The sequence below is a fragment of the Citrobacter sp. CK206 genome (genome assembly GCF_030333125.1).
Lineage (GTDB): Bacteria > Pseudomonadota > Gammaproteobacteria > Enterobacterales > Enterobacteriaceae > Citrobacter_B > Citrobacter_B koseri.
This window is the reverse complement of sequence record NZ_JAOWGM010000024.1, coordinates 1-22,710: the sequence shown is the minus strand read 5'-3', so window position 1 is coordinate 22,710 and position 22,710 is coordinate 1. Positions and strand designations below refer to the sequence as shown.

Sequence of the window (22,710 nt, the reverse complement as noted above, 5' to 3'; positions counted from 1 at the left end):
CTAGCAATGGGTCAGAAAGTACATCCTAATGGTATTCGCCTGGGTATTGTAAAACCATGGAACTCTACCTGGTTTGCGAACACCAAAGAATTCGCTGACAACCTGGACAGCGATTTTAAAGTACGTCAGTACCTGACGAAGGAACTGGCTAAAGCGTCCGTATCTCGTATCGTTATCGAGCGTCCGGCTAAGAGCATCCGTGTGACTATTCACACTGCTCGTCCGGGTATCGTTATCGGTAAGAAAGGCGAAGACGTAGAAAAACTGCGTAAGGTCGTAGCGGATATCGCTGGCGTTCCTGCACAGATCAATATCGCCGAAGTTCGTAAGCCTGAACTGGACGCAAAATTGGTTGCTGACAGCATCACTTCTCAGCTGGAACGTCGCGTTATGTTCCGTCGTGCTATGAAGCGTGCTGTACAGAACGCAATGCGTCTGGGCGCTAAAGGTATTAAAGTTGAAGTTAGCGGCCGTCTGGGCGGCGCGGAAATCGCTCGTACCGAATGGTACCGTGAAGGTCGCGTACCGCTGCACACTCTGCGTGCTGACATCGACTACAACACCTCTGAAGCGCACACCACTTACGGTGTAATCGGCGTTAAAGTGTGGATCTTCAAAGGCGAGATCCTGGGTGGTATGGCTGCTGTTGAACAACCGGAAAAACCGGCTGCTCAACCGAAAAAGCAGCAGCGTAAAGGCCGTAAATAAGGAGCGTCGCTGATGTTACAACCAAAGCGTACAAAATTCCGTAAAATGCACAAAGGCCGTAACCGCGGTCTGGCGCAGGGTACGGATGTTAGCTTCGGCAGCTTCGGTCTGAAAGCTGTTGGCCGTGGTCGTCTGACTGCCCGTCAGATCGAAGCAGCACGTCGTGCTATGACCCGTGCAGTTAAGCGTCAAGGTAAGATCTGGATCCGTGTATTCCCGGACAAACCGATCACTGAAAAGCCGCTGGCAGTGCGTATGGGTAAAGGTAAAGGTAACGTGGAGTATTGGGTTGCCTTGATTCAGCCGGGTAAAGTCCTGTATGAAATGGACGGCGTACCGGAAGAGCTGGCCCGTGAAGCATTCAAGCTGGCAGCAGCGAAACTGCCGATTAAAACCACCTTTGTAACTAAGACGGTGATGTAATGAAAGCAAAAGAGCTGCGTGAGAAGAGTGTTGAAGAGCTGAACACCGAGCTGCTGAACCTGCTGCGTGAGCAGTTCAACCTGCGTATGCAGGCTGCAAGTGGCCAGCTGCAACAGTCTCACCTGTTGAAGCAAGTGCGTCGTGATGTCGCACGCGTTAAGACTTTACTGACTGAGAAGGCGGGTGCGTAATGACCGATAAAATCCGTACTCTGCAAGGTCGCGTTGTTAGCGACAAAATGGAGAAATCCATTGTTGTTGCTATCGAACGTTTTGTGAAACACCCGATCTACGGTAAATTCATCAAGCGTACGACCAAACTGCACGTACATGACGAGAACAACGAATGTGGTACCGGTGACGTGGTTGAAATCCGCGAATGCCGCCCACTGTCCAAGACGAAGTCCTGGACGCTGGTTCGCGTTGTAGAGAAAGCGGTTCTGTAATACAGTACCCATTCTCAACGAATAAACGGCTCAGCGATGGGCCGTTTATTTTTTCTACCCATATCGTTGAAGCGGTGTTATAATGCCGCGCCCCCGATATGGGGCTTTTTTAACGACCTGATTTTCGGGTCTCAGTAGTAGTTGACATTAGCGGAGCACTAAAATGATCCAAGAACAGACTATGCTGAACGTCGCCGACAACTCCGGTGCACGTCGCGTAATGTGTATCAAGGTTCTGGGTGGCTCGCACCGTCGCTACGCAGGCGTAGGCGACATCATCAAGATCACCATCAAAGAAGCAATTCCGCGTGGTAAGGTCAAAAAAGGTGATGTGCTGAAGGCGGTAGTGGTGCGCACCAAGAAGGGTGTTCGTCGCCCGGACGGTTCTGTCATTCGCTTCGATGGTAATGCATGCGTTATTCTGAACAATAACAGCGAGCAGCCTATCGGTACGCGTATTTTTGGGCCGGTAACTCGTGAGCTTCGTACCGAGAAGTTCATGAAAATTATCTCTCTGGCACCAGAAGTACTCTAAGGAGCGAATCATGGCAGCGAAAATCCGTCGTGATGACGAAGTTATCGTGTTAACCGGTAAAGATAAAGGTAAACGCGGTAAAGTTAAGAATGTCCTGTCTTCCGGCAAGGTCATTGTTGAAGGTATCAACCTGGTTAAGAAACACCAGAAGCCGGTTCCGGCTCTGAACCAACCGGGTGGCATCGTTGAAAAAGAAGCCGCTATTCAGGTTTCCAACATTGCAATCTTCAATGCGGCAACCGGTAAGGCTGACCGTGTAGGCTTTAGATTCGAAGACGGTAAAAAAGTCCGTTTCTTCAAATCTAACAGCGAAACTATCAAGTAATTTGGAGTAGTACGATGGCGAAACTGCATGATTACTACAAAGACGAAGTAGTTAATAAACTCATGACTGAGTTTAACTACAATTCTGTCATGCAAGTCCCTCGGGTCGAGAAGATCACCCTGAACATGGGTGTTGGTGAAGCGATCGCTGACAAGAAACTGCTGGATAACGCAGCAGCTGACCTGGCAGCAATCTCCGGTCAAAAACCGCTGATCACCAAAGCACGCAAATCTGTTGCAGGCTTCAAAATCCGTCAGGGCTATCCGATCGGCTGTAAAGTAACTCTGCGTGGCGAACGCATGTGGGAGTTCTTTGAGCGCCTGATCACTATTGCTGTACCGCGTATCCGTGACTTCCGTGGCCTGTCCGCTAAGTCTTTCGACGGTCGTGGTAACTACAGCATGGGTGTCCGTGAGCAGATCATCTTCCCAGAAATCGACTACGATAAAGTCGACCGCGTCCGTGGTTTGGATATTACCATTACCACTACTGCGAAATCTGACGAAGAAGGCCGTGCTCTGCTGGCTGCCTTTGACTTCCCGTTCCGCAAGTAAGGTAGGGTTACTGAATGGCTAAGCAATCAATGAAAGCACGCGAAGTAAAACGCGTAGCTTTAGCTGATAAATACTTCGCGAAACGCGCTGAACTGAAAGCGATCATCTCTGATGTGAACGCTTCCGACGAAGATCGTTGGAACGCTGTTCTTAAGCTGCAGACTCTGCCGCGTGATTCCAGCCCGTCTCGTCAGCGTAACCGCTGCCGTCAAACAGGTCGTCCACATGGTTATGTGGGCAAGTTCGGGTTGAGCCGTATCAAGTTACGTGAAGCCGCTATGCGCGGTGAAGTACCAGGCTTGAAAAAGGCTAGCTGGTAATTGTCACCAATTGAATCACGGGAGTAAAGACAGATGAGCATGCAAGATCCGATCGCGGATATGCTGACCCGTATCCGTAACGGTCAGGCCGCGAACAAAGCTGCGGTCACCATGCCTTCCTCCAAGCTGAAAGTGGCAATTGCCAACGTGCTGAAGGAAGAAGGTTTTATCGAAGATTTTAAAGTTGAAGGCGACACCAAGCCGGAACTGGAACTGACTCTTAAGTATTTCCAGGGTAAAGCTGTTGTAGAAAGCATTCAGCGTGTCAGCCGCCCAGGTCTGCGCATCTACAAACGTAAAGATGAGCTGCCGAAAGTTATGGCGGGTCTGGGTATCGCAGTTGTTTCTACCTCTAAAGGTGTTATGACTGATCGTGCAGCGCGCCAGGCTGGTCTTGGTGGCGAAATTATCTGCTACGTAGCCTAATCGGAGGAAAAAATGTCTCGTGTTGCTAAAGCACCGGTCGTTGTTCCTGCCGGCGTTGATGTAAAAATCAACGGTCAGGTTATTACGATCAAAGGTAAAAACGGCGAGCTGACTCGTACTCTCAACGATGCTGTTGAAGTTAAACATGCAGATAATGCACTGACCTTCGGTCCGCGTGATGGTTACGTAGACGGTTGGGCTCAGGCTGGTACCGCGCGTGCCCTGCTGAACTCAATGGTTATCGGTGTTACCGAAGGCTTCACTAAGAAGCTGCAGCTGGTTGGTGTAGGTTATCGTGCAGCGGTTAAAGGGAATGTAGTAAACCTGTCCTTAGGTTTCTCTCACCCGGTTGACCACCAGCTGCCAGCAGGTATTACTGCAGAATGTCCGACTCAGACTGAAATCGTGCTGAAAGGCGCTGATAAGCAGGTGATCGGTCAGGTTGCAGCAGATCTGCGCGCCTACCGTCGTCCTGAGCCTTACAAAGGCAAGGGTGTTCGTTACGCCGACGAAGTCGTGCGTACCAAAGAGGCTAAGAAGAAGTAAGGTAACACTATGGATAAGAAATCTGCTCGTATCCGTCGTGCGACCCGCGCACGCCGCAAGCTCCAGGAGCTGGGCGCAACTCGCCTGGTGGTACATCGTACCCCGCGTCACATTTACGCACAGGTAATTGCACCGAACGGTTCTGAAGTTCTGGTAGCTGCTTCTACTGTAGAAAAAGCTATCGCTGAACAACTGAAGTACACCGGTAACAAAGACGCGGCTGCAGCTGTGGGTAAAGCTGTCGCTGAACGCGCTCTGGAAAAAGGCATCAAAGATGTGTCCTTTGACCGTTCCGGGTTCCAATATCATGGTCGTGTCCAGGCACTGGCAGATGCTGCCCGTGAAGCTGGCCTTCAGTTCTAAGGTAGAGGTGTAAGATGGCTCACATCGAAAAACAAGCTGGCGAACTGCAGGAAAAGCTGATCGCGGTAAACCGCGTATCTAAAACCGTTAAAGGTGGTCGTATTTTCTCCTTCACAGCTCTGACTGTAGTTGGCGATGGTAACGGTCGCGTTGGTTTTGGTTACGGTAAAGCGCGTGAAGTTCCAGCAGCGATCCAGAAAGCGATGGAAAAAGCCCGTCGCAATATGATTAACGTCGCGCTGAACAACGGCACCCTGCAACACCCGGTTAAAGGTGTTCACACGGGTTCTCGTGTATTCATGCAGCCAGCTTCCGAAGGTACCGGTATCATCGCCGGTGGTGCAATGCGCGCCGTTCTGGAAGTTGCTGGGGTTCATAACGTTCTGGCTAAAGCATATGGTTCCACCAACCCGATCAACGTGGTTCGTGCAACTATTGATGGCCTGGAAAATATGAATTCTCCAGAAATGGTCGCTGCCAAGCGTGGTAAATCCGTTGAAGAAATTCTGGGGAAATAAACCATGGCAAAGACTATTAAAATTACTCAAACCCGCAGTGCAATCGGTCGTCTGCCGAAACACAAGGCAACGCTGCTTGGCCTGGGTCTGCGTCGTATTGGCCACACCGTAGAGCGCGAGGATACTCCTGCTGTTCGTGGTATGGTCAACGCGGTTTCCTTCATGGTTAAAGTTGAGGAGTAAGAGATGCGTTTAAATACTCTGTCTCCGGCCGAAGGCTCCAAAAAGGCGGGTAAACGCCTGGGTCGTGGTATCGGTTCTGGCCTCGGTAAAACCGGTGGTCGTGGTCACAAAGGTCAGAAGTCTCGTTCTGGCGGTGGCGTACGTCGCGGTTTCGAGGGTGGTCAGATGCCTCTGTACCGTCGTCTGCCGAAATTCGGCTTCACTTCTCGCAAAGCAGCGATTACAGCCGAAGTTCGTCTGTCTGACCTGGCTAAAGTAGAAGGCGGCGTAGTAGACCTGAACACGCTGAAAGCGGCTAACATTATCGGTATCCAGATCGAGTTCGCGAAAGTGATCCTGGCTGGTGAAGTCACTACTCCGGTAACTGTTCGTGGCCTGCGTGTTACTAAAGGCGCTCGTGCTGCTATCGAAGCTGCTGGCGGTAAAATCGAGGAATAAGTAGCAGATGGCTAAACAACCGGGATTAGATTTTCAAAGCGCCAAAGGTGGCTTAGGCGAGCTGAAACGCAGACTGCTGTTTGTTATCGGCGCGCTGATTGTGTTCCGTATTGGCTCTTTTATTCCGATCCCTGGTATTGATGCCGCTGTACTTGCCAAACTGCTTGAGCAACAGCGAGGCACCATCATTGAAATGTTTAACATGTTCTCTGGTGGTGCACTCAGCCGTGCTTCTATCTTTGCTCTGGGTATCATGCCGTATATTTCGGCGTCGATTATTATCCAGCTGCTGACGGTGGTTCACCCAACGCTGGCAGAAATTAAGAAAGAAGGGGAGTCTGGTCGTCGTAAGATCAGCCAGTACACCCGCTACGGTACTCTGGTGCTGGCGATATTCCAGTCGATCGGTATTGCTACCGGTCTGCCGAATATGCCTGGTATGCAAGGCCTGGTAATGAATCCGGGCTTTGCATTCTATTTCACCGCTGTTGTAAGTCTGGTTACAGGAACCATGTTCCTGATGTGGTTGGGCGAACAGATTACTGAACGTGGTATCGGCAACGGTATCTCAATCATTATCTTCGCCGGTATTGTCGCGGGACTCCCGCCAGCCATTGCCCATACTATCGAGCAAGCGCGTCAAGGCGACCTGCACTTCCTCGTGTTGCTGTTGGTTGCAGTATTAGTATTTGCAGTGACGTTCTTTGTTGTATTTGTTGAGCGTGGTCAACGCCGCATTGTGGTAAACTACGCAAAACGTCAGCAGGGTCGTCGTGTCTATGCTGCACAGAGCACACATTTACCGCTGAAAGTGAATATGGCGGGGGTAATCCCGGCAATTTTCGCTTCCAGTATTATTCTGTTCCCGGCAACCATCGCGTCATGGTTCGGGGGCGGTACTGGTTGGAACTGGCTGACAACAATTTCGCTGTATTTGCAGCCTGGGCAACCGCTTTATGTGTTACTCTATGCGTCTGCAATCATCTTCTTCTGTTTCTTCTACACGGCGTTGGTTTTCAACCCGCGTGAAACAGCAGATAACCTGAAGAAGTCCGGTGCATTTGTACCAGGAATTCGTCCGGGAGAGCAAACGGCGAAGTATATCGATAAAGTAATGACCCGCCTGACTTTGGTTGGTGCGCTTTACATTACCTTTATCTGCCTGATCCCGGAGTTCATGCGTGATGCAATGAAAGTACCGTTCTACTTTGGTGGGACCTCACTGCTTATCGTTGTCGTCGTGATTATGGACTTTATGGCTCAAGTGCAAACTCTGATGATGTCCAGTCAGTATGAGTCTGCATTGAAGAAGGCGAACCTGAAAGGCTACGGCCGTTAATTGGTCGCCCGAGAAGTTACGGAGAGTAAAAATGAAAGTTCGTGCTTCCGTCAAGAAATTATGCCGTAACTGCAAAATCGTTAAGCGTGATGGCGTCATCCGCGTGATTTGCAGTGCCGAGCCGAAGCATAAACAGCGCCAAGGCTGATTTATTCGCATATTTTTCTTGCAAAGTTGGGTTGAGCTGGCTAGATTAGCCAGCCAATCTTTTGTATGTCTGTACGTTTCCATTTGAGTATCCTGAAAACGGGCTTTTCAGCATGGTGCGTACATATTAAATAGTAGGAGTGCATAGTGGCCCGTATAGCAGGCATTAACATTCCTGATCAGAAACATGCTGTGATCGCATTAACTTCGATCTACGGCGTCGGTAAGACCCGTTCTAAAGCCATTCTGGCTGCAGCGGGTATCGCTGAAAATGTTAAGATCAGTGAGCTGTCTGAAGAACAAATCGACACGCTGCGTGACGAAGTTGCCAAATTTGTCGTTGAAGGTGATCTGCGCCGTGAAATCAGCATGAGCATCAAGCGCCTGATGGATCTTGGTTGCTATCGCGGTTTGCGTCATCGTCGTGGTCTCCCGGTTCGCGGTCAGCGTACCAAGACCAACGCACGTACCCGTAAGGGTCCGCGCAAACCGATCAAGAAATAATCGGGGTGATTGAATAATGGCAAAGGCACCAATTCGTGCACGTAAACGTGTAAGAAAACAAGTCTCTGACGGCGTGGCTCATATCCATGCTTCTTTCAACAACACCATCGTGACTATCACTGATCGTCAGGGTAACGCGCTGGGTTGGGCAACAGCCGGTGGTTCCGGTTTCCGTGGTTCTCGCAAATCCACTCCGTTTGCAGCTCAGGTTGCAGCAGAGCGTTGCGCTGACGCCGTAAAAGAATACGGTATCAAGAATCTGGAAGTTATGGTTAAAGGTCCGGGTCCAGGTCGCGAATCTACCATTCGTGCACTGAACGCCGCTGGTTTCCGCATCACTAATATTACTGATGTGACTCCGATCCCTCATAACGGTTGTCGTCCGCCGAAAAAACGTCGCGTATAACGCTTCGTTTTCCAGGTTTGTTGGAGAAAGAAAATGGCAAGATATTTGGGTCCTAAGCTCAAGCTGAGCCGTCGTGAGGGCACCGACTTATTCCTTAAGTCTGGCGTTCGCGCGATCGATACCAAGTGTAAAATTGAACAAGCTCCTGGCCAGCACGGTGCGCGTAAACCGCGTCTGTCTGACTATGGTGTGCAGTTGCGTGAAAAGCAAAAAGTTCGCCGTATCTATGGTGTGCTGGAGCGTCAGTTCCGTAACTACTACAAAGAAGCAGCGCGTCTGAAAGGCAACACCGGTGAAAACCTGTTGGCTCTGCTGGAAGGTCGTCTGGACAACGTTGTATACCGTATGGGCTTCGGCGCCACTCGTGCAGAAGCACGCCAGCTGGTTAGCCATAAAGCAATTATGGTAAACGGTCGTGTTGTTAACATCGCTTCTTATCAGGTTAGTCCGAATGACGTTGTTAGCATTCGTGAGAAAGCGAAGAAGCAGTCTCGCGTGAAAGCCGCTCTGGAGCTGGCTGAGCAGCGTGAAAAGCCAACCTGGCTGGAAGTTGATGCTGGCAAGATGGAAGGTACGTTTAAGCGTAAGCCTGAGCGTTCTGATCTGTCTGCGGACATTAACGAACACCTGATCGTCGAGCTTTACTCCAAGTAAAGCTTAGTACCAAAGAGAGGACACAATGCAGGGTTCTGTGACAGAGTTTCTAAAACCGCGCCTGGTAGATATCGAGCAAGTGAGTTCGACGCACGCCAAGGTGACCCTTGAGCCTTTAGAGCGTGGCTTTGGCCATACTCTGGGTAACGCACTGCGCCGTATTCTGCTCTCATCGATGCCGGGTTGCGCGGTGACCGAGGTTGAGATTGATGGTGTACTACATGAGTACAGCACCAAAGAAGGCGTTCAGGAAGACATCCTGGAAATCCTGCTCAACCTGAAAGGGCTGGCGGTGAGAGTTCAGGGTAAAGATGAAGTTATTCTTACCTTGAATAAATCTGGCATTGGCCCTGTGACTGCAGCCGACATTACCCATGACGGGGATGTCGAAATCGTCAAGCCGCAGCACGTGATCTGCCACCTGACCGATGAGAACGCGTCTATTAGCATGCGTATCAAAGTTCAGCGCGGTCGTGGTTATGTGCCGGCTTCTACCCGAATTCATTCGGAAGAAGATGAGCGCCCAATCGGCCGTCTGCTGGTCGACGCATGCTACAGCCCTGTAGAGCGTATTGCCTACAATGTTGAAGCAGCGCGTGTAGAACAGCGTACCGACCTGGACAAGCTGGTCATCGAAATGGAAACCAACGGCACAATCGATCCTGAAGAGGCGATTCGTCGTGCGGCAACCATTCTGGCTGAACAACTGGAAGCTTTCGTTGACTTACGTGATGTACGTCAGCCGGAAGTGAAAGAAGAGAAACCAGAATTCGATCCGATCCTGCTGCGCCCTGTTGACGATCTGGAATTGACTGTCCGCTCTGCTAACTGCCTTAAAGCAGAAGCTATCCACTATATCGGTGATCTGGTACAGCGTACCGAGGTTGAGCTCCTTAAGACGCCTAACCTGGGTAAAAAATCTCTTACTGAGATTAAAGACGTGCTGGCTTCCCGTGGACTGTCTCTGGGCATGCGCCTGGAAAACTGGCCACCGGCAAGCATCGCTGACGAGTAACCGGATCACAGGTTAAGGTTTTACTGAGAAGGATAAGGTCATGCGCCATCGTAAGAGTGGTCGTCAACTGAACCGCAACAGCAGCCATCGCCAGGCTATGTTCCGCAACATGGCAGGTTCACTGGTTCGTCATGAGATCATCAAGACGACCCTGCCTAAAGCGAAAGAGCTGCGTCGCGTAGTTGAGCCGCTGATTACTCTTGCCAAGACTGATAGCGTAGCTAATCGTCGTCTGGCATTCGCCCGTACTCGTGATAACGAGATCGTGGCAAAACTGTTTAACGAACTGGGCCCGCGTTTCGCGAGCCGCGCCGGTGGTTACACTCGCATTCTGAAGTGTGGCTTCCGTGCAGGCGACAACGCGCCGATGGCATACATCGAGCTGGTTGATCGTTCTGAGTCGAAAGCAGAAGCTGCTGCAGAGTAATCTGTAGTAACGTAAAAAAACCCGCTCCGGCGGGTTTTTTTATATCCGCCGTATCCCCACTTATCTACAATATCTGTACTCTTTTTGTTCATCCCCTGGAGTTGTTGTATGTGGTTACTGGACCAGTGGGCAGAGCGCCATATTACCGATGCACAGACTAAAGGTGAGTTTGATAATCTGCCCGGCAGCGGTGAGCCGCTGGCCCTGGATGATGACTCACATGTGCCGCCTGAACTACGGACTGGCTACCGTTTACTCAAAAATGCCGGTTGCCTTCCCCCGGAGCTTGAACAGCGTAAAGAAGCCATTCAGCTACTGGATCTACTTAAAGGTATTCGTCAGGACGATCCACAGTATCAGGAAGTGAGCCGTCGTTTATCGCTCCTTGAACTAAAACTACGACAGGCGGGGCTGAGTACCGGGTTTTTACGCGGTGAATATGCAGATAAACTGCTGCATAAGATTAATGATGACTAACGGAGCTTGTATGTATCGTATTGGTGAACTGGCAAAGCTGGCAGAAGTGACGCCCGATACCATCCGCTACTATGAAAAGCAGCAGATGATGGAGCATGAAGTGCGTACGGAAGGTGGTTTCCGACTCTACACGGAAAACGATCTTCAGCGCCTTAAGTTTATCCGCTATGCCCGGCAGTTGGGCTTTACGCTTGAGTCGATCCGGGAACTGTTGTCGATCCGTGTCGATCCCGAACACCATACCTGCCAGGAGTCGAAAGGAATCGTGCAGGAAAGGCTGAAAGAGGTCGAATCACGAATTGCGGAATTACAGAGTATGCAGCGTTCATTGCAGAGGCTGAACGATGCCTGCTGTGGAACGGCACACAGCAGCGTCTATTGTTCAATTCTGGAAGCACTGGAACAAGGCGCCAGCGGAGTCAAGCAGGAGTGTTGATTTATTGACCTGATGAGCCTACACTCGCGCCGTTAAACCATAGAAACTGGAGTTATTATGAGTCGTTATCAGCATACGAAAGGGCAGATAAAAGACAACGCCATTGAGGCATTACTGCACGATCCGCTTTTCAGACAACGTGTTGAAAAAAATAAGAAAGGGAAAGGAAGTTATCTGCGTAAAGGCAAACATGGCAATCGGGGTAACTGGGAGGCCAGTGGCAAGAAAGTGAATCACTTTTTTACCACTGGCTTTCTGCTTATTAAGGCTTGTTAAGAACGGTTGTTTTGTTCTTTCAGAAGATCGCGGATCTCAGAAAGCAATACTTCTTCCGTTGTCGGCGCTGGCGCTTCCGTCGGTTCTTCTTTCTTACGATTCAGTTTGTTGATCAGTTTGATAGCCATGAAGATGGCAAACGCCACAATAACAAAATCAAAGACGTTCTGAATAAACACACCGTAATGCATCACGACTGCCGGGATATCTCCCTGCGCTTCGCGTAGCGTAAAGGCAAACTGTTTAAAATCGATCCCGCCAATTAACAATCCCAGCGGCGGCATAATGATATCAGCAACCAGAGAAGAAACGATCTTCCCGAATGCCGCACCAATAATCACACCCACTGCCAAATCAACAACATTCCCGCGCATCGCGAATTCGCGAAACTCTTTAATAAAGCTCATTTTATTCTCCCTATGCAACAGACGTTTATAAGTTTAACAAATGTTAAGGCATTTTCCATTTATGGATTGTTTAAAGGAGCATTTATTAGGCCCTGACAAAACAGGGGAATTAAAGAGGGCGCTGCATTAGCGCCCAAATAATTACAGGAAGAAAGGACTTGGCTGGAATAAGCGTTCGACGTCGGTAATAAACTTTTTATCCGTCAGGAACATAATCACATGATCGCCTTGTTCAATGCGCAAATTGTCATTGGCAATCATTACATCGTTACCGCGAACCACTGCGCCAATTATTGTTCCCGGTGGAAGTTTAATTTCATCAATGGCGCGGCCTACGACGCGAGATGTACTTTCATCACCGTGGGCAACGGCTTCAATTGCTTCTGCTACACCACGACGTAGCGATGACACTCCCACAATATCGGCTTTACGCACATGGCTGAGTAACGCGGAAATCGTGGCCTGCTGTGGCGAAATGGCAATATCAATGACGCTCCCCTGGACGAGATCCACATAGGCGCGACGTTGAATGAGCACCATTACTTTCTTCGCACCCATCCGTTTGGCCAGCATTGCCGACATAATGTTGGCTTCATCATCGTTGGTGACTGCAATAAACAGATCAACCTGATCAATATGCTCTTCAGCCAGCAGTTCCTGATCCGACGCATCGCCAAAAAAGACGATCGTATTTTGCAGTTTTTCGGCAAGTTCGGAGGCCCGCTGTTGATCGCGCTCGATCAGTTTGACGCTGTAATCTTTTTCCAGACGACGCGCGAGACCGGCACCGATATTTCCCCCGCCGACTAACATAATACGCTTATAGGGTTTCTCCAGACGTTGCAGCTCGCTCATTACCGCGCGGATATGCTGCGATGCGGCAATAAAAAAGACTTCATCGCCTGCTTCTACAATAGTCGAACCCTGGGGGCGAATAGGGCGGTCATGACGGAATATCGCGGCGACGCGGGTATCAATATGCGGCATATGCTCACGCATCGTGGATAACGCGTTCCCGATCAGCGGCCCGCCATAATAGGCTTTCACTACCGCAAGACTGACTTTACCTTCGGCGAAATTAACGACCTGCAATGCGCCAGGATATTCGATCAGGCGATAAATGTTATCGATGACCAGTTGCTCTGGCGCAATAAGATGGTCGATGGGGACGGCTTCAGAGTGGAAGAGTTTATCCGCATCGCGGACATAATCTGGCGAGCGGATACGGGCGATACGATTTGGCGTATTGAAGAGTGAATAGGCCACCTGGCAGGCGACCATATTCGTTTCATCGGAACTGGTCACGGCGACCAGCATATCCGCATCGTCTGCACCCGCTTCACGCAGTACGCGGGGGTGAGAGCCATGCCCTTGCACGACGCGGAGATCGAACTTGTCCTGTAAACTACGCAGGCGTTCGCCATTGATATCGACCACCGTGATGTCGTTGTTCTCTCCGACCAGGTTTTCAGCCAGCGTGCCGCCGACCTGCCCTGCGCCCAGAATGATAATTTTCATCAGTCGCGACCCGTTATCTCATCACTTTTTGATTAGCTTAGCGTAAAAGAAGCCGTCACCTTCTTCCGCACCTGGCAGATTTTGCACGCCCGGTTGAGCGGGGGTTCCGGTACCGGTCAGGGTGGCGTCCGGGGTGCGCTGTAAAAAGGCCTGAATCTGTTGGCTATTCTCTTCCGGCAGGACAGAACAGGTCGCGTAGACCAGTGTTCCGCCTGACTTTAAATGTGGCCATATGGCATCCAGAATTTCCGACTGTAATTTTGCCAGTTCAGCAATATCACGATCGCGGCGTAGCCATTTGATATCCGGGTGACGACGAATGACGCCGGTGGCTGAACAAGGCGCATCCAGCAGAATACGGTCAAATTTCTGCTCGCCACACCATTGCGCGGGATATCGACCATCACCCTGTTTGACGGTTGCCTTCATCCCCAGACGTTTAAGGTTGTCGTAAACGCGTGAAAGACGCTGTTCGTCGACATCGACAGCCAACACCTGCGCTTCAGGCGCGGCTTCGAGTATATGCGTTGTTTTACCCCCCGGTGCGGCGCACAAATCCAGGATTTGCTCGCCGTTTTGCGGGGCGAGGAAGCTAACACAGCCTTGCGCGGAAGCATCCTGAACCGTTACCCAACCCTCTTCAAAGCCGGGTAAGGCATGAACCGGAGCCGGAGACTCAAGACGTAGGGCGTCAGGATAGGCCGAGTGGGGAAAACCGTTCATTCCTGCGTCCTGCAATAACGCGAGCCAGCTGTCGCGTGAATGATGTGTACGGTTCACGCGTAACCACATTGGAGGACGTTGGTTGTTGGCTTCGACAATCGCTTCCCATTGGGTGGGATAGGATTTTTGCAGGCGCTTTAGCAGCCAGGACGGATGCAGAAAACGTGCCTCGCTGGTCGCAAACTCAGCCAGCAACGCCTCCTGCTGACGCTGAAACTGACGCAAAACGCCATTGATCAGCCCTTTAAGCTGTGGGCGCTTAATAGCAACAGCACCTTCAACCGTTTCTGCGAGGGCCGCATGTGGTGGAATTCGTGTGTGTAATAGCTGGTAAAACCCTACCATGATCAGGTAATGCACGGTGCGTTGCTTACCGGTCATCGGGCGAGACATTAATTTATTAATCAACCACTCCAGCTGCGAAAGGGTGCGCAACACGCCAAAGCACAGCTCCTGAAGCAGCGCTTTGTCTTTATCGGAGACTTTTTGCTGTAGTGGTGGCAGGACATTACTTAAGGATTGCCCTTGCTCAACGACCTGCTCAACGGCCTGTGCCGCCAGACTGCGTAAATTTTGTTTTTTCATAACCGCAAAAATAAAAATGCCCGGTAACACCGGGCGTAGTAAGACGTGACCGTCAGGCCAGACGGTTGCCAGGAATAAACCATTCCCGACGCGAATTTAAAAGATCCTGCGCGCTCATTGCCTTCTTACCTGCGGGTTGAAGGGAGAGCAGGTTCAGGATGCCGTTGCCGGTTGCAACCTGAATACCTTGTTTAGTCGCGTCAAGAATGGTGCCCGGTTCCGCTTGCGTTACGCGCTCTATCACTGACGCCTGCCACACTTTTACCGGCTGACCGTCAATTTCCATCCAGCTCATTGGCCAGGGATTAAAGGCGCGGATGCAGCGTTCAAGCTGTGCGGCAGAGAGAGACCAGTCCATACGCGCCTCTTCTTTGCTAAGTTTCTCAGCGTGAGTGGCCAGGGCGTTGTCCTGTACTTCTGGCTTCGCGGTACCGTTTTCTAACTGTTTCAGCGTTTCAATCAGCCCCTGTGGGCCAAGATCCGCCAGCTTGTCATACAGCGTGCCGCTGGTGTCTTTCTCGGTGATTGGACAGGCAAGTTTATAGAGCATATCGCCAGTATCCAGACCCACATCCATTTGCATGATGGTTACGCCCGTTTCGGCATCACCAGCCCAAAGTGAACGTTGGATCGGCGCTGCGCCACGCCAGCGCGGGAGCAGGGAACCGTGAACGTTGATGCAGCCGAGTCGCGGCATATCAAGCACCGCTTTTGGCAGAATCAGGCCATACGCCACCACGACCATTACGTCAGCGTGTAAGTCCGCGACTAAATGCTGGTTTTCTTGTGGGCGCAAGGAGGCGGGCTGAAAAACCGCTATTCCTTTCTCTTCCGCCAGCACTTTCACCGGGCTGGGCATCAGCTTTTTACCGCGTCCAGCCGGGCGGTCGGGTTGGGTAAACACGCCAACGACGTTGTGTCCAGAAGACAACAGCGCGTCAAGATGACGCGCTGCAAAGTCAGGTGTACCCGCAAAAATAATACGTAGTGAGTCTGACACGTTGATTCTTGTCCTTAAGCTCGGGCGTTCAGGCGGTCGAGTTTCTCAACTTTCTGACGAATACGTTGTTGCTTCAGCGGCGACAGATAATCGATAAACAGTTTACCGACCAGGTGATCCATCTCGTGCTGAATACAGATAGCCAACAGACCGTCTGCTTCCAGCTCAAAAGATTGACCGTCGCGGTCGAGTGCGCGAATTTTCACTTTCTCCGCACGCGGCACTAAAGCTCGCTGTTCTGGAATAGACAGACAGCCTTCTTCAATCCCCGTCTCACCGCTTTTTTCCAGCAGTTCCGGGTTGATTAACACCAGACGCTCGTCGCGGTTTTCCGAAACATCAATCACGATGATACGTTGATGAATATCGACCTGCGTTGCCGCCAGGCCAATACCTTCTTCTGCATACATCGTTTCGAACATATCATCGACGATACGCTGAATTTCTGCATTCACTTCTTCTACCGGTTTTGCGACTTTGCGAAGACGCTCGTCCGGAATATGTAACACTTGCAAAACTGCCATAATTATCCAGAGTTGTGTTCAGGAGTTGGAAAGATTATTACCTCTATTCTAGACAAAACCCCCTCCGATTGACAGCATCAGTGACCAATCGCAAAGATTGCCAGGACAGCTTGTGGCAGGGGGATAAAGGATGACCCGTACCGAAATTTGGTTACGTTTGATGCATGTGAGTGAATTGTATGGCGATGCAATGTTGAGCATTGCGAATTTGCTCATACAACAGCGTCAGATTGATAAGACTTTACTTCAGAACGCAGGGTTAACGTCCCGACAAGCGGAACGCTTTTTAACCGTCCCGCAAAAAGCGCTGGATGACGCGCAGCACTGGCTTGAGCAACCTCATCACCATTTGATTCTGGCCGGCAGCGCGCGTTATCCGGCACAGTTGAATGCGATTGCAGATTATCCCGGCGCTTTTTTTGTTGCGGGTGATCCAGAATGTCTCCAGAACTTCCAGCTTGGCGTCGTAGGAAGCCGGACACCTTCCTGGTATGGCGAGCGATGGGGGCGTTTGTTCTGTGAAAGTCTTGCCGTAAAAGGGGTGACGATTACCAGCGGGCTGGCGAGAGGAGTTGATGGCGTTGCGCATAAAGCAGCCTTAAACGCGAACGGGAAAAGCGTGGCTGTGCTGGGCAACGGTCTGGGAAGTATCCATCCCCGACGGCATACCCGGCTGGCTGAGGGGCTGATAGACGCCGGTGGCGCGCTGGTGTCGGAGTTTCCATTAGCGACGCTCCCTTTACCGCACCATTTTCCCCGACGAAACCGCATCATTAGCGGCCTGAGCAAAGGCGTGCTGGTGGTTGAAGCGGCACTACGAAGCGGCTCTTTGGTTACCGCGCGCTGTGCGCTGGAGCAAGGGAGGGATGTCTTTGCCTTGCCAGGGCCGATAGGCAGCCCTGGCAGTGAAGGGCCGCATTGGTTGATCAAACAGGGCGCCACTCTTGTGACGGCGCCAGAGGATATTCTGGAAAATTTGCAATACGGCTTACATTGGCTGCCAGATGAGGCCGAAAATTCACTTTATTCACCAGATCAGGAAGTCGCAGCATTGCCATTTCCTATGCTCCTGGCTAACGTAGGAGATGAGGTAACACCTGTTGACGTCGTCGCTGAACGTGCCGGCCAACCTGTGCCAGAGGTAGTGGCTCAGCTACTCGAACTGGAGTTAGCAGGATGGATCGCAGCTGTACCCGGCGGCTATGTCCGATTAAGGAGGGCAAGCCATGTTCGACGTACTAATGTATTTGTTTGAGACTTACATCCATAACGAAGCTGAATTGCGTGTGGATCAGGACAAACTGGAACGGGATCTTACCGACGCTGGCTTTGACCGTGAAGACATCTACAACGCGCTACTGTGGCTGGAAAAGCTTGCTGATTATCAGGAAGGCCTCGCCGAACCTATGCAACTGGCTTCCGATCCGCTCTCCGTACGTATTTACACGGCAGAGGAGTGCAATCGACTGGATGCCAGCTGTCGGGGGTTTCTGTTATTCCTCGAGCAGATTCAGGTGCTAAACCTCGAAACGCGAGAAATGGTGATTGAACGTGTGCTCGCGCTGGATACCGCAGAATTCGATCTGGAAGACCTGAAGTGGGTGATCCTGATGGTTTTATTTAACATTCCGGGTTGTGAAAATGCGTATCAGCAAATGGAAGAATTACTCTTTGAAGTGAATGAAGGTATGCTGCATTAATCGACCTTCATTCAGCATGAGTTGTTATGGCTAAATCAGCACTGTTTACGGTGCATAAAAATGAGCCCTGCCCACAGTGCGGGGCTGAACTTGTTATTCGCTCCGGGAAACACGGTCCTTTTCTCGGCTGCTCACACTATCCAGAATGTGATTATGTCCGTCCGCTGAAATCGTCAGCAGACGGACATATCGTCAAAGTTCTGGAGGGGAAGTTTTGCCCGGCATGTGGCGCGGAGCTGGTATTGCGGCAGGGGCGGTTCGGCATGTTTATCGGTTGCAGTGACTACCCCGCGTGTGGTCATACCGAACTGATCGACAAACCAGACGAAACTGCCATTACCTGCCCTCAGTGCCAAAAAGGTCATCTGGTTCAACGGCGTTCCCGTTATGGTAAAACCTTTCATTCCTGCGATCGCTATCCTGAATGTCAGTTTGTCATTAACTTCAAACCGATAGCCGGAGAGTGTCCTGAATGTCACTATCCGCTACTCATCGAAAAGAAAACCGCGCAGGGTGTGAAGCACTTTTGCGCCAGTAAACAATGTGGAAAGCCGGTTCCGGCGGAACAACAAAGTGAATAATAACCTGCCTACAGACGCTATCGCGGCAGCGGTAGCGGTACTGCATAAAGAATGTGTCATCGCGTATCCCACAGAAGCTGTTTTCGGTGTCGGGTGCGATCCTGATAGTGAAACGGCGGTCAACCGCTTACTGGAATTGAAGCAGCGCCCGGTTGAGAAAGGCCTCATTTTAATTGCGGCAAATTTTGAGCAGCTTAAGCCATATATTGATGACAGCATGCTGACAGATACGCAACGAGAAGCGATCTTTGCGTGCTGGCCAGGCCCGGTGACGTTTGTTTTTCCTGCACCGGCGACAACGCCGCGCTGGTTGACGGGACGTTTTGATTCGCTGGCGGTTCGCGTTACGGATCACCCGCTGGTGGTCTCATTGTGCCAGGCTTATGGCAAACCGTTAGTTTCCACCAGTGCGAATTTGACAGGGTTGCCTCCCTGCCGCACGGTCGAAGAAGTACGGGCGCAGTTTGGCGCGGATTTCCCCGTTGTTGAGGGGGAAACGGGAGGACGCCTGAATCCTTCTGAAATTCGTGATGCCCTGACGGGCGAGCTGTTTCGACAGGGGTAATACGATGGAAACCTATGCCGTTTTTGGTAACCCGATTGCGCACAGCAAGTCGCCATTTATTCATCAGCAGTTTGCGCAGCAACTGAAGATAGATCATCCCTATGGGCGTGTTCTGGCGCCGGTTGATGATTTCGTGAATACCCTTAATGCCTTTTTTGCGCAAGGAGGGAAAGGGGCGAACGTTACCGTTCCTTTTAAAGAGGAAGCGTTTGCACGCGCAGATGAACTGACGGAGCGTGCGGCGCTTGCCGGGGCGGTGAATACCCTGAAACGCCTTGATGATGGTCGCTTGCTGGGGGATAACACCGACGGCATCGGCCTGTTGAGCGATCTTGAACGTTTGTCTTTCATTCGCCCGGGGCTACGCATCCTGCTGATTGGGGCGGGGGGGGCTTCCAGGGGCGTACTGTTACCGCTGCTATCAATGGATTGTGCGGTTACTATCGCGAACCGAACCGCTTCCCGTGCTGAAGAACTGGCGCAAATCTTCGCTCATACCGGCAGTGTTCAGGCCCTTCGTCTTGATGCGTTGGAAGGCCATGAATTCGATCTGATCATCAATGCGACATCCAGTGGAATTAGCGGTGATATTCCCGCGATCCCGTCATCGCTCATTCATCCTGCTGTCTGTTGCTACGATATGTTTTATCAAAAGGGAAATACGCCGTTCCTTGCCTGGTGTGCGGAGCAAGGGGCAAAGCGGTATGCCGATGGTTTGGGGATGCTGGTGGGACAAGCCGCGCATGCTGTGTTTCTCTGGCATGGTGTGTTGCCTGACGTGGAACCTGTTATTGTAACGCTGAAGCAGGAACTGTCGGCATGAACCAGGCTATTCAGTTTCCTGACAGAGAAGAGTGGGACGCGGACCTTGAGGCCGTTAGCTTTCCCGCACTGGTGAATGGGATGCAGTTAATGTGTGCTATCAAGGGAACCACGCTGGCGCATCGCTTTGGTGGCGATACGCCAGAACGGTGGCTGGCAGACTTTTGTGAACATCGCTGGGATCTGGAAGAAGAAGCGGAAGCGTTGATCCAGTCCCAGCAAGAAGACGATCAGGGTTGGGTCTGGCTGTCTTGACTCAGGTATTCATCTTTCCATTTCACATAGTTATTTGCGGAGTACTGTAGCCCGGCTTTCTCTTCATCACTTAGCGGACGGATCTGCTTCACCGGACTCCCCAGATACAGATAGCCGCTTTCCAGGCGCTTGTTTTGCGGCACCAGGCTGCCAGCGCCGATCATGACGTCATCTTCTATTACCGCGCCATCCAGCAGAATGGACCCCATGCCAACCAGAACCCGGTTGCCGATAGTGCAGCCGTGGAGCATGACTTTATGCCCGACAGTGACATCTTCACCCACAATAAGCGGATTACCTTGCGGGTTAGTGGTGGATTTGTGCGTCACATGCAGCACGCTGCCGTCCTGGATATTTGAGCGGGCGCCAATCTCTACATAGTTCACATCGCCACGAATGACGACCAGCGGCCAGATCCCGACGTCATCAGCCAGACGAACATCACCAATGACGACGCTACTGGAATCGATCATCACGCGTTGCCCGATCTGTGGGAAAAGATCCTTATAAGGACGTAATACGTCAGACATGTTTACCTCAACGAAAGAGAACAGTAATGAAGACTTTGGTTGGATTATTGGCGCTACGCAAGTGTTTCAGGTATCAAAAATCAGCCAAATTGCGCAGGAATGTAGCGAAAGGGGTAAAAAACAGGCATTCAGCAAAAAAGATCCAAAAAACGCTTGTGCAAAAAAATGGGATCCCTATAATGCGCCTCCGTTGAGACGACAAAGTGAAACGCTTCACAAGATGGTCGGAACAACGAAGAGAAAAATCCTGAAAAATAGGGTTGACTCTGAAAGAGGAAAGCGTAATATACGCCACCTCGCGACAGAGCGCTAAAGCGCGTCGCAACTGCTCTTTAACAATTTATCAGACAATCTGTGTGGGCACTCAAAGTGACATGGATTCTTAATGTCTTCGGACAATAAATGAATACCAAGTCTCTGAGTGAACACGTAATTCATTACGAAGTTTAATTCACGAGCATCAAACTTAAATTGAAGAGTTTGATCATGGCTCAGATTGAACGCTGGCGGCAGGCCTAACACATGCAAGTCGAACGGTAACAGGAAGCAGCTTGCTGCTTTGCTGACGAGTGGCGGACGGGTGAGTAATGTCTGGGAAACTGCCTGATGGAGGGGGATAACTACTGGAAACGGTAGCTAATACCGCATAACGTCGCAAGACCAAAGAGGGGGACCTTCGGGCCTCTTGCCATCAGATGTGCCCAGATGGGATTAGCTTGTTGGTGGGGTAACGGCTCACCAAGGCGACGATCCCTAGCTGGTCTGAGAGGATGACCAGCCACACTGGAACTGAGACACGGTCCAGACTCCTACGGGAGGCAGCAGTGGGGAATATTGCACAATGGGCGCAAGCCTGATGCAGCCATGCCGCGTGTATGAAGAAGGCCTTCGGGTTGTAAAGTACTTTCAGCGGGGAGGAAGGTGCTGTGGTTAATAACCGCAGCAATTGACGTTACCCGCAGAAGAAGCACCGGCTAACTCCGTGCCAGCAGCCGCGGTAATACGGAGGGTGCAAGCGTTAATCGGAATTACTGGGCGTAAAGCGCACGCAGGCGGTCTGTTAAGTCAGATGTGAAATCCCCGGGCTCAACCTGGGAACTGCATCTGATACTGGCAGGCTTGAGTCTCGTAGAGGGGGGTAGAATTCCAGGTGTAGCGGTGAAATGCGTAGAGATCTGGAGGAATACCGGTGGCGAAGGCGGCCCCCTGGACGAAGACTGACGCTCAGGTGCGAAAGCGTGGGGAGCAAACAGGATTAGATACCCTGGTAGTCCACGCCGTAAACGATGTCGACTTGGAGGTTGTGCCCTTGAGGCGTGGCTTCCGGAGCTAACGCGTTAAGTCGACCGCCTGGGGAGTACGGCCGCAAGGTTAAAACTCAAATGAATTGACGGGGGCCCGCACAAGCGGTGGAGCATGTGGTTTAATTCGATGCAACGCGAAGAACCTTACCTGGTCTTGACATCCACAGAACTTGGCAGAGATGCCTTGGTGCCTTCGGGAACTGTGAGACAGGTGCTGCATGGCTGTCGTCAGCTCGTGTTGTGAAATGTTGGGTTAAGTCCCGCAACGAGCGCAACCCTTATCCTTTGTTGCCAGCGGTTAGGCCGGGAACTCAAAGGAGACTGCCAGTGATAAACTGGAGGAAGGTGGGGATGACGTCAAGTCATCATGGCCCTTACGACCAGGGCTACACACGTGCTACAATGGCATATACAAAGAGAAGCGACCTCGCGAGAGCAAGCGGACCTCATAAAGTATGTCGTAGTCCGGATTGGAGTCTGCAACTCGACTCCATGAAGTCGGAATCGCTAGTAATCGTGGATCAGAATGCCACGGTGAATACGTTCCCGGGCCTTGTACACACCGCCCGTCACACCATGGGAGTGGGTTGCAAAAGAAGTAGGTAGCTTAACCTTCGGGAGGGCGCTTACCACTTTGTGATTCATGACTGGGGTGAAGTCGTAACAAGGTAACCGTAGGGGAACCTGCGGTTGGATCACCTCCTTACCTTAAAGAACCTGCCTTTGCAGTG

At 51.3% G+C, this 22,710-nt stretch carries 37 protein-coding genes and 1 rRNA gene; 32 read left to right on the top strand and 6 right to left on the bottom strand.

Annotated elements, in window-relative coordinates; all coding sequences use genetic code 11:
- Window positions 1–6 precede the first annotated feature (6 nt).
- The 24 genes from rpsC (at window position 7) to arfA (ending at window position 11,465) form a co-directional block, all read left to right on the top strand.
- Entirely contained in the window at window positions 7–708 is a 702-nt protein-coding gene (gene rpsC / locus OGX81_RS09535) for a 30S ribosomal protein S3 (protein ID WP_000529945.1), read from the top strand.
- 12 nt (window positions 709–720) lie between these two features.
- Window positions 721–1,131, top strand: coding sequence for a 50S ribosomal protein L16 (rplP, locus tag OGX81_RS09530; RefSeq protein ID WP_000941212.1), 411 nt, complete (start codon window positions 721–723; stop codon window positions 1,129–1,131).
- Window positions 1,131–1,322, top strand: a complete 192-nt coding sequence (gene rpmC / locus OGX81_RS09525) for a 50S ribosomal protein L29 (protein ID WP_000644742.1) — start codon at window positions 1,131–1,133, stop codon at window positions 1,320–1,322. Before rplP ends, rpmC begins: the two co-directional genes overlap by 1 nt.
- Entirely contained in the window at window positions 1,322–1,576 is a 255-nt protein-coding gene (gene rpsQ / locus OGX81_RS09520) for a 30S ribosomal protein S17 (RefSeq protein WP_003031120.1), read from the top strand. Before rpmC ends, rpsQ begins: the two co-directional genes overlap by 1 nt.
- Window positions 1,577–1,739: 163 nt before the next feature.
- Window positions 1,740–2,111 (top strand): 50S ribosomal protein L14, encoded by a 372-nt coding sequence (gene rplN, locus OGX81_RS09515; RefSeq protein ID WP_002919748.1) that lies wholly within the window; start codon window positions 1,740–1,742, stop codon window positions 2,109–2,111.
- A gap of 10 nt (window positions 2,112–2,121) precedes the next feature.
- Window positions 2,122–2,436 (top strand): 50S ribosomal protein L24, encoded by a 315-nt coding sequence (gene rplX, locus OGX81_RS09510; RefSeq protein ID WP_012135426.1) that lies wholly within the window; start codon window positions 2,122–2,124, stop codon window positions 2,434–2,436.
- A 14-nt stretch (window positions 2,437–2,450) separates the two neighbouring features.
- A complete protein-coding gene (gene rplE, locus OGX81_RS09505) occupies window positions 2,451–2,990 on the top strand; it encodes a 50S ribosomal protein L5 (protein WP_007702494.1) in 540 nt (179 codons plus the stop codon).
- 14 nt (window positions 2,991–3,004) lie between these two features.
- On the top strand, window positions 3,005–3,310 hold the full coding sequence (rpsN, locus tag OGX81_RS09500) for a 30S ribosomal protein S14 (protein ID WP_012135425.1): 306 nt from the start codon (window positions 3,005–3,007) through the stop codon (window positions 3,308–3,310).
- A gap of 33 nt (window positions 3,311–3,343) precedes the next feature.
- Entirely contained in the window at window positions 3,344–3,736 is a 393-nt protein-coding gene (gene rpsH / locus OGX81_RS09495; RefSeq protein ID WP_000062611.1) for a 30S ribosomal protein S8, read from the top strand.
- 12 nt (window positions 3,737–3,748) lie between these two features.
- Window positions 3,749–4,282, top strand: a complete 534-nt coding sequence (gene rplF, locus OGX81_RS09490) for a 50S ribosomal protein L6 (protein WP_012135817.1) — start codon at window positions 3,749–3,751, stop codon at window positions 4,280–4,282.
- Between the two features lie 9 nt (window positions 4,283–4,291).
- Window positions 4,292–4,645: a 50S ribosomal protein L18 gene (rplR, locus tag OGX81_RS09485; RefSeq protein WP_000358960.1), complete on the top strand. Its 354-nt coding sequence runs from the start codon at window positions 4,292–4,294 to the stop codon at window positions 4,643–4,645.
- Between the two features lie 14 nt (window positions 4,646–4,659).
- Window positions 4,660–5,163 (top strand): 30S ribosomal protein S5, encoded by a 504-nt coding sequence (gene rpsE / locus OGX81_RS09480; protein ID WP_000940121.1) that lies wholly within the window; start codon window positions 4,660–4,662, stop codon window positions 5,161–5,163.
- A 3-nt stretch (window positions 5,164–5,166) separates the two neighbouring features.
- Entirely contained in the window at window positions 5,167–5,346 is a 180-nt protein-coding gene (rpmD, locus tag OGX81_RS09475; RefSeq protein WP_001140434.1) for a 50S ribosomal protein L30, read from the top strand.
- 3 nt (window positions 5,347–5,349) lie between these two features.
- Window positions 5,350–5,784, top strand: coding sequence for a 50S ribosomal protein L15 (gene rplO, locus OGX81_RS09470; protein WP_001238917.1), 435 nt, complete (start codon window positions 5,350–5,352; stop codon window positions 5,782–5,784).
- Window positions 5,785–5,791: 7 nt separating this feature from the next.
- Window positions 5,792–7,123, top strand: a complete 1,332-nt coding sequence (gene secY, locus OGX81_RS09465) for a preprotein translocase subunit SecY (protein ID WP_001118864.1) — start codon at window positions 5,792–5,794, stop codon at window positions 7,121–7,123.
- Between the two features lie 31 nt (window positions 7,124–7,154).
- The gene (rpmJ, locus tag OGX81_RS09460; protein ID WP_000868187.1) at window positions 7,155–7,271 is read left to right on the top strand and encodes a 50S ribosomal protein L36; all 117 of its coding nucleotides are present in this window, start codon (window positions 7,155–7,157) and stop codon (window positions 7,269–7,271) included.
- 146 nt (window positions 7,272–7,417) lie between these two features.
- Entirely contained in the window at window positions 7,418–7,774 is a 357-nt protein-coding gene (gene rpsM / locus OGX81_RS09455) for a 30S ribosomal protein S13 (RefSeq protein WP_000090780.1), read from the top strand.
- A 16-nt stretch (window positions 7,775–7,790) separates the two neighbouring features.
- A complete protein-coding gene (rpsK, locus tag OGX81_RS09450) occupies window positions 7,791–8,180 on the top strand; it encodes a 30S ribosomal protein S11 (RefSeq protein WP_001029684.1) in 390 nt (129 codons plus the stop codon).
- A gap of 33 nt (window positions 8,181–8,213) precedes the next feature.
- On the top strand, window positions 8,214–8,834 hold the full coding sequence (rpsD, locus tag OGX81_RS09445) for a 30S ribosomal protein S4 (RefSeq protein WP_000135224.1): 621 nt from the start codon (window positions 8,214–8,216) through the stop codon (window positions 8,832–8,834).
- A 25-nt stretch (window positions 8,835–8,859) separates the two neighbouring features.
- Window positions 8,860–9,849, top strand: a complete 990-nt coding sequence (locus OGX81_RS09440) for a DNA-directed RNA polymerase subunit alpha (RefSeq protein ID WP_001162094.1) — start codon at window positions 8,860–8,862, stop codon at window positions 9,847–9,849.
- Window positions 9,850–9,889: 40 nt separating this feature from the next.
- On the top strand, window positions 9,890–10,276 hold the full coding sequence (gene rplQ / locus OGX81_RS09435) for a 50S ribosomal protein L17 (protein ID WP_001216372.1): 387 nt from the start codon (window positions 9,890–9,892) through the stop codon (window positions 10,274–10,276).
- 108 nt (window positions 10,277–10,384) lie between these two features.
- Complete coding sequence (locus tag OGX81_RS09430) at window positions 10,385–10,753, top strand: DnaJ family domain-containing protein (protein ID WP_104868115.1); 369 nt, start codon at window positions 10,385–10,387, stop codon at window positions 10,751–10,753.
- A 10-nt stretch (window positions 10,754–10,763) separates the two neighbouring features.
- Complete coding sequence (zntR, locus tag OGX81_RS09425; protein ID WP_024131002.1) at window positions 10,764–11,189, top strand: Zn(2+)-responsive transcriptional regulator; 426 nt, start codon at window positions 10,764–10,766, stop codon at window positions 11,187–11,189.
- A gap of 57 nt (window positions 11,190–11,246) precedes the next feature.
- Window positions 11,247–11,465 (top strand): alternative ribosome-rescue factor ArfA, encoded by a 219-nt coding sequence (gene arfA, locus OGX81_RS09420; protein ID WP_012135422.1) that lies wholly within the window; start codon window positions 11,247–11,249, stop codon window positions 11,463–11,465.
- On the opposite strand, the gene mscL is transcribed toward arfA, so the two are convergent.
- From mscL to def, 5 genes are all read right to left on the bottom strand, one after another.
- Entirely contained in the window at window positions 11,462–11,872 is a 411-nt protein-coding gene (gene mscL, locus OGX81_RS09415; protein WP_012135421.1) for a large-conductance mechanosensitive channel protein MscL, read from the bottom strand. The two genes, arfA and mscL, sit on opposite strands and share 4 nt — an antisense overlap.
- Before the next feature lie 141 nt (window positions 11,873–12,013).
- Window positions 12,014–13,390: a Trk system potassium transporter TrkA gene (trkA, locus tag OGX81_RS09410; protein WP_012135420.1), complete on the bottom strand. Its 1,377-nt coding sequence runs from the start codon at window positions 13,388–13,390 to the stop codon at window positions 12,014–12,016.
- A gap of 21 nt (window positions 13,391–13,411) precedes the next feature.
- Window positions 13,412–14,698 (bottom strand): 16S rRNA (cytosine(967)-C(5))-methyltransferase RsmB, encoded by a 1,287-nt coding sequence (gene rsmB, locus OGX81_RS09405; protein ID WP_049011818.1) that lies wholly within the window; start codon window positions 14,696–14,698, stop codon window positions 13,412–13,414.
- Window positions 14,699–14,750: 52 nt separating this feature from the next.
- Entirely contained in the window at window positions 14,751–15,698 is a 948-nt protein-coding gene (fmt, locus tag OGX81_RS09400; protein WP_047460854.1) for a methionyl-tRNA formyltransferase, read from the bottom strand.
- 14 nt (window positions 15,699–15,712) lie between these two features.
- Window positions 15,713–16,222 carry a peptide deformylase gene (gene def / locus OGX81_RS09395; RefSeq protein WP_047460857.1) on the bottom strand — a complete coding sequence of 170 codons (510 nt, stop codon included), beginning with the start codon at window positions 16,220–16,222 and terminating at the stop codon, window positions 15,713–15,715.
- Window positions 16,223–16,352: 130 nt separating this feature from the next.
- Between def and dprA the strand changes: the two genes are divergently transcribed.
- The 6 genes from dprA to OGX81_RS09365 are packed head-to-tail and all read left to right on the top strand — an operon-like array spanning window position 16,353 to window position 20,145.
- Window positions 16,353–17,477: a DNA-protecting protein DprA gene (dprA, locus tag OGX81_RS09390; protein WP_047460860.1), complete on the top strand. Its 1,125-nt coding sequence runs from the start codon at window positions 16,353–16,355 to the stop codon at window positions 17,475–17,477.
- Entirely contained in the window at window positions 17,449–17,922 is a 474-nt protein-coding gene (gene smg / locus OGX81_RS09385) for a DUF494 family protein Smg (RefSeq protein ID WP_024130999.1), read from the top strand. The genes dprA and smg overlap by 29 nt, the downstream gene beginning before the upstream one ends.
- 26 nt (window positions 17,923–17,948) lie before the next feature.
- Window positions 17,949–18,503: a DNA topoisomerase family protein gene (locus tag OGX81_RS09380; protein ID WP_012135414.1), complete on the top strand. Its 555-nt coding sequence runs from the start codon at window positions 17,949–17,951 to the stop codon at window positions 18,501–18,503.
- Complete coding sequence (tsaC, locus tag OGX81_RS09375) at window positions 18,496–19,068, top strand: L-threonylcarbamoyladenylate synthase type 1 TsaC (RefSeq protein WP_024130998.1); 573 nt, start codon at window positions 18,496–18,498, stop codon at window positions 19,066–19,068. Before OGX81_RS09380 ends, tsaC begins: the two co-directional genes overlap by 8 nt.
- A 4-nt stretch (window positions 19,069–19,072) precedes the next feature.
- On the top strand, window positions 19,073–19,891 hold the full coding sequence (gene aroE, locus OGX81_RS09370; RefSeq protein WP_104868116.1) for a shikimate dehydrogenase: 819 nt from the start codon (window positions 19,073–19,075) through the stop codon (window positions 19,889–19,891).
- Window positions 19,888–20,145, top strand: coding sequence for a DUF1488 family protein (locus OGX81_RS09365; RefSeq protein ID WP_012135411.1), 258 nt, complete (start codon window positions 19,888–19,890; stop codon window positions 20,143–20,145). The genes aroE and OGX81_RS09365 overlap by 4 nt, the downstream gene beginning before the upstream one ends.
- Here OGX81_RS09365 and OGX81_RS09360 read toward each other — a convergent pair.
- Window positions 20,121–20,675: a gamma carbonic anhydrase family protein gene (locus tag OGX81_RS09360; RefSeq protein ID WP_012135410.1), complete on the bottom strand. Its 555-nt coding sequence runs from the start codon at window positions 20,673–20,675 to the stop codon at window positions 20,121–20,123. The two genes, OGX81_RS09365 and OGX81_RS09360, sit on opposite strands and share 25 nt — an antisense overlap.
- Here OGX81_RS09360 and OGX81_RS09355 point away from each other — a divergent pair.
- Together OGX81_RS09355 and OGX81_RS09350 are read left to right on the top strand one after the other, a co-directional pair.
- Window positions 20,674–20,988, top strand: a complete 315-nt coding sequence (locus OGX81_RS09355) for a hypothetical protein (RefSeq protein WP_147293775.1) — start codon at window positions 20,674–20,676, stop codon at window positions 20,986–20,988. The genes OGX81_RS09360 and OGX81_RS09355 overlap by 2 nt on opposite strands.
- Before the next feature lie 155 nt (window positions 20,989–21,143).
- A 16S ribosomal RNA gene (locus OGX81_RS09350) occupies window positions 21,144–22,685 on the top strand.
- Window positions 22,686–22,710: the final 25 nt, after the last annotated feature.

Bases quoted from the DNA above. Each gene is read 5' to 3' on its own strand.
- rpmJ (WP_000868187.1), top strand. From the start codon at position 7,155: ATGAAAGTTCGTGCTTCCGTCAAGAAATTATGCCGTAACTGCAAAATC.
- rpsE (WP_000940121.1), top strand. From the start codon at position 4,660: ATGGCTCACATCGAAAAACAAGCTGGCGAACTGCAGGAAAAGCTGATC.
- OGX81_RS09360 (WP_012135410.1), bottom strand. From the start codon at position 20,675: ATGTCTGACGTATTACGTCCTTATAAGGATCTTTTCCCACAGATCGGG.
- rplE (WP_007702494.1), top strand. From the start codon at position 2,451: ATGGCGAAACTGCATGATTACTACAAAGACGAAGTAGTTAATAAACTC.
- rplO (WP_001238917.1), top strand. From the start codon at position 5,350: ATGCGTTTAAATACTCTGTCTCCGGCCGAAGGCTCCAAAAAGGCGGGT.
- OGX81_RS09430 (WP_104868115.1), top strand. From the start codon at position 10,385: ATGTGGTTACTGGACCAGTGGGCAGAGCGCCATATTACCGATGCACAG.
- def (WP_047460857.1), bottom strand. From the start codon at position 16,222: ATGGCAGTTTTGCAAGTGTTACATATTCCGGACGAGCGTCTTCGCAAA.
- rplP (WP_000941212.1), top strand. From the start codon at position 721: ATGTTACAACCAAAGCGTACAAAATTCCGTAAAATGCACAAAGGCCGT.
- trkA (WP_012135420.1), bottom strand. From the start codon at position 13,390: ATGAAAATTATCATTCTGGGCGCAGGGCAGGTCGGCGGCACGCTGGCT.
- OGX81_RS09380 (WP_012135414.1), top strand. From the start codon at position 17,949: ATGGCTAAATCAGCACTGTTTACGGTGCATAAAAATGAGCCCTGCCCA.
- rplX (WP_012135426.1), top strand. From the start codon at position 2,122: ATGGCAGCGAAAATCCGTCGTGATGACGAAGTTATCGTGTTAACCGGT.
- zntR (WP_024131002.1), top strand. From the start codon at position 10,764: ATGTATCGTATTGGTGAACTGGCAAAGCTGGCAGAAGTGACGCCCGAT.
- arfA (WP_012135422.1), top strand. From the start codon at position 11,247: ATGAGTCGTTATCAGCATACGAAAGGGCAGATAAAAGACAACGCCATT.
- rpsH (WP_000062611.1), top strand. From the start codon at position 3,344: ATGAGCATGCAAGATCCGATCGCGGATATGCTGACCCGTATCCGTAAC.
- rpsK (WP_001029684.1), top strand. From the start codon at position 7,791: ATGGCAAAGGCACCAATTCGTGCACGTAAACGTGTAAGAAAACAAGTC.
- aroE (WP_104868116.1), top strand. From the start codon at position 19,073: ATGGAAACCTATGCCGTTTTTGGTAACCCGATTGCGCACAGCAAGTCG.
- rpmD (WP_001140434.1), top strand. From the start codon at position 5,167: ATGGCAAAGACTATTAAAATTACTCAAACCCGCAGTGCAATCGGTCGT.
- mscL (WP_012135421.1), bottom strand. From the start codon at position 11,872: ATGAGCTTTATTAAAGAGTTTCGCGAATTCGCGATGCGCGGGAATGTT.
- dprA (WP_047460860.1), top strand. From the start codon at position 16,353: ATGACCCGTACCGAAATTTGGTTACGTTTGATGCATGTGAGTGAATTG.
- rsmB (WP_049011818.1), bottom strand. From the start codon at position 14,698: ATGAAAAAACAAAATTTACGCAGTCTGGCGGCACAGGCCGTTGAGCAG.
- rpsQ (WP_003031120.1), top strand. From the start codon at position 1,322: ATGACCGATAAAATCCGTACTCTGCAAGGTCGCGTTGTTAGCGACAAA.
- rplF (WP_012135817.1), top strand. From the start codon at position 3,749: ATGTCTCGTGTTGCTAAAGCACCGGTCGTTGTTCCTGCCGGCGTTGAT.
- OGX81_RS09440 (WP_001162094.1), top strand. From the start codon at position 8,860: ATGCAGGGTTCTGTGACAGAGTTTCTAAAACCGCGCCTGGTAGATATC.
- rpsD (WP_000135224.1), top strand. From the start codon at position 8,214: ATGGCAAGATATTTGGGTCCTAAGCTCAAGCTGAGCCGTCGTGAGGGC.
- rplQ (WP_001216372.1), top strand. From the start codon at position 9,890: ATGCGCCATCGTAAGAGTGGTCGTCAACTGAACCGCAACAGCAGCCAT.
- rpmC (WP_000644742.1), top strand. From the start codon at position 1,131: ATGAAAGCAAAAGAGCTGCGTGAGAAGAGTGTTGAAGAGCTGAACACC.
- smg (WP_024130999.1), top strand. From the start codon at position 17,449: ATGTTCGACGTACTAATGTATTTGTTTGAGACTTACATCCATAACGAA.
- rpsN (WP_012135425.1), top strand. From the start codon at position 3,005: ATGGCTAAGCAATCAATGAAAGCACGCGAAGTAAAACGCGTAGCTTTA.
- rpsC (WP_000529945.1), top strand. From the start codon at position 7: ATGGGTCAGAAAGTACATCCTAATGGTATTCGCCTGGGTATTGTAAAA.
- rplR (WP_000358960.1), top strand. From the start codon at position 4,292: ATGGATAAGAAATCTGCTCGTATCCGTCGTGCGACCCGCGCACGCCGC.
- secY (WP_001118864.1), top strand. From the start codon at position 5,792: ATGGCTAAACAACCGGGATTAGATTTTCAAAGCGCCAAAGGTGGCTTA.
- OGX81_RS09365 (WP_012135411.1), top strand. From the start codon at position 19,888: ATGAACCAGGCTATTCAGTTTCCTGACAGAGAAGAGTGGGACGCGGAC.
- rplN (WP_002919748.1), top strand. From the start codon at position 1,740: ATGATCCAAGAACAGACTATGCTGAACGTCGCCGACAACTCCGGTGCA.
- OGX81_RS09355 (WP_147293775.1), top strand. From the start codon at position 20,674: ATGTTTACCTCAACGAAAGAGAACAGTAATGAAGACTTTGGTTGGATT.